Origin of the sequence: Bacillus sp. JJ1503 (assembly GCF_036965125.1) — a bacterium.
GTDB lineage: Bacteria > Bacillota > Bacilli > Bacillales > Cytobacillaceae > Cytobacillus.
In genome coordinates this window covers 1-6,807 of record NZ_JBALOZ010000437.1, presented here as the reverse complement: position 1 = coordinate 6,807, position 6,807 = coordinate 1, and the positions used below count along the sequence as shown (strand labels likewise).

The following is a 6,807-nucleotide window of genomic DNA, read 5'->3' as shown; positions in this document are numbered from 1 at the left end:
TTTTAGCATAATACCATAATTGTGTTGCTCCACAATCTGGCCTTAAAAGGGAAAATGAGCGCTAATTCTTGTTCAAGGATAGCGCCTGATTGCAGAAGATTCTATTCGTTATGCTTGTTCAATATTAGCGAATCTTTATTGCGTCATTCCTTATAAATCTTTTTTAAAACAAATAATACGATTTACTTCATTAAATCCTAATTTAAGATGCATTGCTAAACTTTCCTCATTTTCTAATTCACAATCACTAGCAAATTCATGACAACCTTTTTTCTTAGCCCAATTCTCACAAGCATTTACTAATTTTTTAGCAAAGCCTTGTTCACGAAAGTCCTCTTTTACATAAATCCCCTCTAAATATCCCACCGGACTTGAACTCGTCCCTTCAACATAATCATATCGCAATTGGCATTGCGCAAACCCAATTGTTTCGCTGTCATGATAAGCTAAAAAAATCTTTGCATCAGGCTGAGAAATAAGATGTGTCATTTCTTTAATAAATACCTCTAATGTGTGACCTGGCCAAAGCAGTAAAGCAAGGTGTGCAGCTTCTTTTGTATCCTGTAAGGTCGCCTCTTTTAGCATAAAAAACCTCCAAATATCTTTATAAAATGAATTGATTCTCTTCTTTATCAATAAAACTTTCATTTGAACGATTTTGCCAAATACATAAAAAAGGGCGCAGCTTTTATTCTGGAATTGTTGCCCGATAATGGAGTAAAGCATTGAATACTTTGTTCAATCACTATATATCTTTCGCTACTAGTGTGATTTTCACAGAGTGGCATAATTACTTACTATCTTTTATTCTCTTTTTCATCACTTCTGCCAGTTGTTGAGAATTTAGATTTTCTTCTTCTTGTAATTTTTCAACGATGTTATGATAATCCTCTTCATTTCGATTCTGACTTAATTTAAAAGCGGCTTGAACTTCTTGCACTTTTATTTTAAAGCCAACAATCGCTTTTAGTTGACTTTCTAATACCTGAGGCGATAGCTTATCCCATAAAACTGGGTTTTCACGCTGTTTCTCATACTTCTCTAGCAACTTAATAAGATCTTGTTTCAACTCTTCTTCACTTAATATACTAGCTTGACCATATACATGTACTGATTGGTAATTCCATGTGGGTACATTTTCATGCCCATACCATGAAGAAGAAACATAACCATGTGGTCCCTGATAGATGACTAGAACATCGTCACATGTTTCAAATGTTCTCCATTGAGGATTCCCATATGCCATATGTCCAGTTATATAATAATCCTCTTCATGTTTATGAAGCTGTAATGGAAGGTGGGAAGCAATGGGTTTCCCTTTTTTTGTTGTGACCAATGTTGCAAATGAGTTTCCCTCAATGACTTCTATAATTTCATTGATATTTGTGACTTGAAAGTATTTTGGAATATACATAATAGCCTGCTCCTTTTTATTTTAAAAATTACTGAAACTTTGGATATCCATTATTCAAAATAGTAGTATAATTATTGACATATAAAAAGATACAGTTTTAATCAATCAGACATGTCAGAGGCGATTTATCATGGAAAACTTCATTTTTGCTTTAGAGGATCACTCTTCCAAATACAAACAAATATATGAGCGATTTAAATTATTAATCGAACATGGTGACCTGCCAGCAAATGAACAATTACCTTCCATACGCCAGCTGGCAGATTCCTTGCAAGTCAGTCGCAATACGACATTAATGGCTTATGATCAGCTTGTGGCAGAAGGCTATATTCGCGGAGAAGGAAGAAAAGGCTACTTTGTTAATGTATTAGAGCCTCCTTTATTTCAGGAGGAAGTCATTCCTATTCCTAGTAAGCAAACTGAGCCAGTGACAACATTTTTCGTTGATTTTAAAGCAGGGGCAGTAGATCAAACAAACTTTCCTTTAAAAGCTTGGAGAAGAATTTCTAATTCAGTACTGACCTTACAGGAGAGTTTTCAATACGGGGATCCTTTTGGTGAAATGTGTTTGCGTAAACAAATCGCTGCCTATTTACTCCAATCTCGTGGGGTAAAGACAGATCCAAATGCCATTATCATTGGCAGCAGCACCCAGCAAATGTTGATTAATCTTGGACAAATCCTGAAGGATGATTTCCAAAGCATGATTGTGGAGGATCCAGGATATGATGGAGCAAAAGAGGCATTTTTATTCCATCGTTTTACACTTGAAACTTTACCAGTTGATGAAACAGGTGCTGATTTTTCACAATTAGAAAAAATGATGTCACGCTTAATTTATGTGACACCTTCCCACCAAAGTCCAATAGGCGTAAGCATGTCCATTCAACAAAGGCAAAAGCTCATTCATTGGGCCAACAAGAAAAAAGGATATATTATCGAAGACGATTATGATAGTGAATTTCGCTATACACAACAACCATTTCCGGCACTTACTTCCATTGATTCCAAAAGAGTGATTTACCTAGGAAATTTCTCAAAGTCCTTTCTCCCAGGAATTCGTCTGAGTTATATGGTGCTGCCACCAATTCTTTTAGACCGTTATATAAAACAATTTCAACATTTTGAGAGTACCACTTCCCTAACTAGCCAGCTGACAATGGCTAAATTTATGGAAGAGGGAGAATGGAACCGCCATATTAAACGGATGCGTCTCGTTTATAAACGAAAAATGCAGTGCATCGTTTCAGAACTAAAAAAACAATTTAAACAACATATTTCCATTATTGGGGAGCAGTCTGGCTTGTACTTATTAGTTAAGATACATCAAACACATTCAGAAGACTGGTTAATTGAGCGTGCTGCCTTTTATGGTGTTAAAGTATACCCTACTTCCATCTACTTCATTAATAACCGTTCTGATGAAGCCATTATAAAACTTGGTTTTAGTAATCTTACTTGTGAAGAAATACAGTTAGGCGTGAAGTTTTTAAAAAAGGCTTGGTTATAAAAAATATCCCCGCAAAAGTTAGTTATGTCTAACATTGCGGGGCATTCAATGAAATTATAAACATAGCGTTTTAATTCACTAACCTACTGCTATAGTTTAAAAACAATCTTTCAAAACCTCTTCTAAATGTTAACCATTAAATCCAACTTTCTTTAAAAGGTGTTGTTCCATTAAATGGTCCTTTTAATGGAACCGTACAGTTTGAATTTAAGCGTAAAAAGAATCCCCTATTCCAACACTCCTGCGAAAATGATCAATCCCTTGTTAGATTCTTCGGCCTTGATTTGGTATTAATAAAACAGTTCTAATCATATTCTTATAAAAAGAAAACTAAGAAGGGAGTGTATAGTTTGTTGATAAAAGTTAAGGTTAATTTACGGCCCATTGTAAGCAAGTTGAATTTACCAACTGTTATGAAAGCAGCGATACTTCCGGGTGACTCAAAAGAAACATTATTTATCGCAACCCAGGTAGGAGAGATTTTTTACATAAGAAACGGAGTTATACGAACTTTTTTAGATATTCGCCCGCGAATCATTAAACTAGGTACTTCTGAACAAGGTGTTTCTGGTGGCGGATATGATGAACGGGGATTGCTAGGACTAGCATTTCATCCCGAATTTTATAATAACCGCCTGTTTTATCTTCATTATTCAGTAGCCGGAACACAAGGTCCAGGAGCTCTTTCTGAATCCTTTTCACCTGACCCGTGTGATCCAAAAACTTTAAACTTAAGGTGGATAAATAGAGAAACTCAATATGATCATATTAATACTGTGGAAGAATGGATTTTACCATCAAATGGTCAACCTCAAAAACTACGGACATTACTAAACTTAAGAAGACCATTTTTTAATCATAATGGTGTCAATAGCTTAAACTTTTCACCGGAAACAGGAAATCTTGTTTTAACTAACGGGGATGGTGGAGCAGGCTATGATCCATTCAATTTAAGCCAGAATGATATGGAAATCGCCGGTAAAATAATTGAAATTGATGTAGGTAAGAATACGTTTATCAAGAATCCGCCCGTAGTCACACGGTTTAATGAACTTCCCGTACCTATTCAGGAAACACTTACGGTGATTGCCAAAGGGGTTCGGAATATACCTGGCATTTCATTTCATAGGTTTTATAATCAATATATCAAATATGTGGGAAATGTCGGACAGGATTTGGTAGAGTCAATTTATTCATTCCTTCAGCATAAATCAATACCGGTTACCCAGCTTGTTCAAGCTTTTTTAATGAAATCTGAAGCTGACCAAGAGGGATTTATTAACTTTGGCTGGCGAGGGTGGGAAGGTGTTTTCCCTACTCCGATTATAAGGGGCTGCTCTGCAAATCAGGATTTGGACGAGACAACAATAGCTTATTATGATGAAGCCATAAAATTATCAATAAGGCGTCTTCAGCCTTTAACTAGTTATTTTCATAAAGATCAAAGACCCAATAAATTTGGAGGAACTGCACTTACAGGAGTGCAAGCCTATATGGGGAATAGAATCCCCGCTTTAACAGGAAGTGTGGTGTTTACCGATCTTGCACGGAAAGAAGAATCCGGATCTCCGGTTAGAGGGGTTTTAGCTTATACTAGAATAAGAACAGATTGTAAACTAAATGATTTTAGTGTTATTCAAACCGATTATAATTTTGGGCCCGGTTCGGCATATTATGTTAGTTTGGGAACGAATCTGGATCAAAGCAAACTATATTTAGGGGTTTATGGCTCTATGAAAGTGACTGATTTTAACCAAGGTACTGTTTTTGAAGTTATTCCGTGATTAAAACTATTAAATTCAACTTAATACCTTCGATGCATGGAGAGGGAGCTGCCGCAGCTCCCTCTTCTTAACAAACGCGTTTGTTTAATAAGCAAATTACTATTATTCCTATTAAAAAGCATGACCCGATAGGCCCTATTCAACTATTACCTTTCCGACCATTCCTTCCTGGAAATGGTACCGACATATCAGTTCGTATGTACCGGGCTGTTTCGGATTCACGGTAATGCTTTTTTCTTGTCCTGGCTGGATCTCGGCGTCAATACCTAGCTTTTCCACTGTGAAGGTGTGCTCTTTCTTACCTTTGTTTTTCAATAACAAAGTTGTGGTTTTTCCATTCGGAATAGTGATGACTTTCGGGTTAAAGCTATCATCCTTCAATTCGACCTCAATCGATGTCACCGTCTCCATAGGCTGAGTTACATCATCGTATTCGGCCAATACGCCGAGGGAGCCTGCAGAGTTCACGACCAACATCACCCCAAGCAAAACTGCCAATCCTGTTAAACACTTTTTCACAAACATTCGTAAGACCTCCTTTCCTAGTCACTATTTTTTCCAATTCATGAAATATTATCACTATAAATTGGGTTCCAGTGTGCTTTCAATCGTAACTCTTTTATCTGAAACAGTGACAAGAATAACTAGATGCACTATTTCTTAATAACAATTGATAATTTATAATTTGCATGCTCGTTCAAGTCTTCCAAAAATTTGTCTAATATTTCATTAGATGAAAATTTACATTCGAGAAGATAACAACCATCTCCACTGATTTTATAGTTATGTATGATGTATTGTTCTTGTGTTTTTATGAACGACAAATATGGTTGGTGATAGGTGCTTTGTGTAAAGATCGTAATAAATGCATGTATAAAACATCCTAATTTAACTTGATTAACTTTTATTGTATACCCCTCAATTACGCCATTATCCTCTAATTTTGCCACTCTAGCCGAAGCTGCTTGTCCAGTTAAGTGGACTTTCTCCCCCAATTCTTTCATAGTGATGCGACTGTTCTTGGATAGTTCATCTAAGATACGTATATCCGTGCTATCTAACATTTGTTCAAATCCTTTCATTTATCAAGTCAAACTGCCAAAAGACTTGATTNNGTATAAACTATTTGTAAATCGAAGAATAAGGAGTTTTGAACATGAATATTCAACAAATTCGTAATGCAACACTAGTTGTCGAATATGCAGGCAAAAAGTTTTTAATAGATCCAATGTTAGCAGAGAAAGGGACTTATCCACCTTTTGGACCTAGTGTAGGCTATCCCGATGCATTAAGACAAGATCAAAATAATCCTTTAGTGAGCTTACCAACGTCCATTGACAATATTATTTCTAATATTGATGCGGTCATTGTCACTCATCTGCATTTAGACCACTGGGATGATGCTGCCAAAGAAGCATTGCCAAAAGAAATTAAATTATTTGCCCAAAATGATGAGGATGCGTCAGAAATTCGAAACGCTGGTTTCAAAAATGTCGAGGTTTTACAAGAAGATACAGTCTTTGAAGGGATCAAATTAATTAAAACAAAAGGTGAGCATGGGCGAGGTGAAATGGTACAACTTGCTGGTCAAGTGTGCGGTGTTGTCTTCAAACATGCAAATGAAAAAACTTTATATGCAGCTGGAGATACTGTTTGGTATGAAGCTGTTCAGGAAGTAATCGAAACACATAAGCCAGAAATCATTATTGTCAATGCTGGAGATAATCAATTCCTTGTAGGAGGTTCCCTAGTAATGGGAAAAGATGATGTCTATGAAGTGTATAAGGCTGCCCCTAATGCCAAAATTATTGCGAGCCATATGGAGGCTGTCAATCATTGGACATTATCAAGAGAAGAATTAAAAAGCTTTATTAATAAAAATGGAATCTCTTCTAATGTTTTAGTGCCAGATGACGGAGAATCATATTCATTTTAGGAGAAAGGGCTGTCCAAAGAGTCAGATAACTGACTTTTTGGAGCCCCTTTTTAGCTTTCTTCGAATTCTGTACAAATTTTGAAATTTATCCTAAAGTGACAAAAACATTTCCTATATTTTCAAAACGTCTCTGATATACATCGGAGCGTGGCAAGGACCGCTT

The 6,807-nt window shown here is 36.2% G+C and carries 7 protein-coding genes; 3 read left to right on the top strand and 4 right to left on the bottom strand.

Going from position 1 to position 6,807, the window contains the following annotated elements; genetic code table 11:
• Positions 1-150: 150 nt before the first annotated feature.
• Together aac(6') and V7149_RS24650 are read right to left on the bottom strand one after the other, a co-directional pair.
• Positions 151-585, bottom strand: a complete 435-nt coding sequence (aac(6'), locus tag V7149_RS24655; protein ID WP_335348205.1) for an aminoglycoside 6'-N-acetyltransferase — start codon at positions 583-585, stop codon at positions 151-153.
• Positions 586-790: 205 nt separating this feature from the next.
• The gene (locus tag V7149_RS24650) at positions 791-1,414 is read right to left on the bottom strand and encodes an FMN-binding negative transcriptional regulator (RefSeq protein WP_335348204.1); all 624 of its coding nucleotides are present in this window, start codon (positions 1,412-1,414) and stop codon (positions 791-793) included.
• Positions 1,415-1,544: 130 nt separating this feature from the next.
• On the opposite strand from V7149_RS24650, the gene V7149_RS24645 reads away from it, so the two are divergent.
• A complete protein-coding gene (locus tag V7149_RS24645) occupies positions 1,545-2,924 on the top strand; it encodes a PLP-dependent aminotransferase family protein (protein WP_335348203.1) in 1,380 nt (459 codons plus the stop codon).
• A 353-nt stretch (positions 2,925-3,277) separates the two neighbouring features.
• Positions 3,278-4,708 carry a PQQ-dependent sugar dehydrogenase gene (locus tag V7149_RS24640; RefSeq protein WP_335348206.1) on the top strand — a complete coding sequence of 477 codons (1,431 nt, stop codon included), beginning with the start codon at positions 3,278-3,280 and terminating at the stop codon, positions 4,706-4,708.
• 135 nt (positions 4,709-4,843) lie between these two features.
• Here the strand turns inward: V7149_RS24640 and V7149_RS24635 are convergent, their stop codons facing one another.
• Positions 4,844-5,233 (bottom strand): cupredoxin domain-containing protein, encoded by a 390-nt coding sequence (locus tag V7149_RS24635; protein WP_335348202.1) that lies wholly within the window; start codon positions 5,231-5,233, stop codon positions 4,844-4,846.
• A gap of 128 nt (positions 5,234-5,361) precedes the next feature.
• Entirely contained in the window at positions 5,362-5,772 is a 411-nt protein-coding gene (locus V7149_RS24630) for an Lrp/AsnC family transcriptional regulator (RefSeq protein ID WP_335348201.1), read from the bottom strand.
• A 92-nt stretch (positions 5,773-5,864) separates the two neighbouring features.
• On the opposite strand from V7149_RS24630, the gene V7149_RS24625 reads away from it, so the two are divergent.
• Positions 5,865-6,644 carry an MBL fold metallo-hydrolase gene (locus V7149_RS24625; protein WP_335348200.1) on the top strand — a complete coding sequence of 260 codons (780 nt, stop codon included), beginning with the start codon at positions 5,865-5,867 and terminating at the stop codon, positions 6,642-6,644.
• Positions 6,645-6,807 lie beyond the last annotated feature (163 nt).

What these genes read in the sequence shown, in the direction of transcription:
- V7149_RS24635 (WP_335348202.1), bottom strand. Translation starts at nt 5,233, where the DNA reads ATGTTTGTGAAAAAGTGTTTAACAGGATTGGCAGTTTTGCTTGGGGTG.
- V7149_RS24630 (WP_335348201.1), bottom strand. Translation starts at nt 5,772, where the DNA reads ATGTTAGATAGCACGGATATACGTATCTTAGATGAACTATCCAAGAAC.
- V7149_RS24625 (WP_335348200.1), top strand. Translation starts at nt 5,865, where the DNA reads ATGAATATTCAACAAATTCGTAATGCAACACTAGTTGTCGAATATGCA.
- V7149_RS24645 (WP_335348203.1), top strand. Translation starts at nt 1,545, where the DNA reads ATGGAAAACTTCATTTTTGCTTTAGAGGATCACTCTTCCAAATACAAA.
- V7149_RS24650 (WP_335348204.1), bottom strand. Translation starts at nt 1,414, where the DNA reads ATGTATATTCCAAAATACTTTCAAGTCACAAATATCAATGAAATTATA.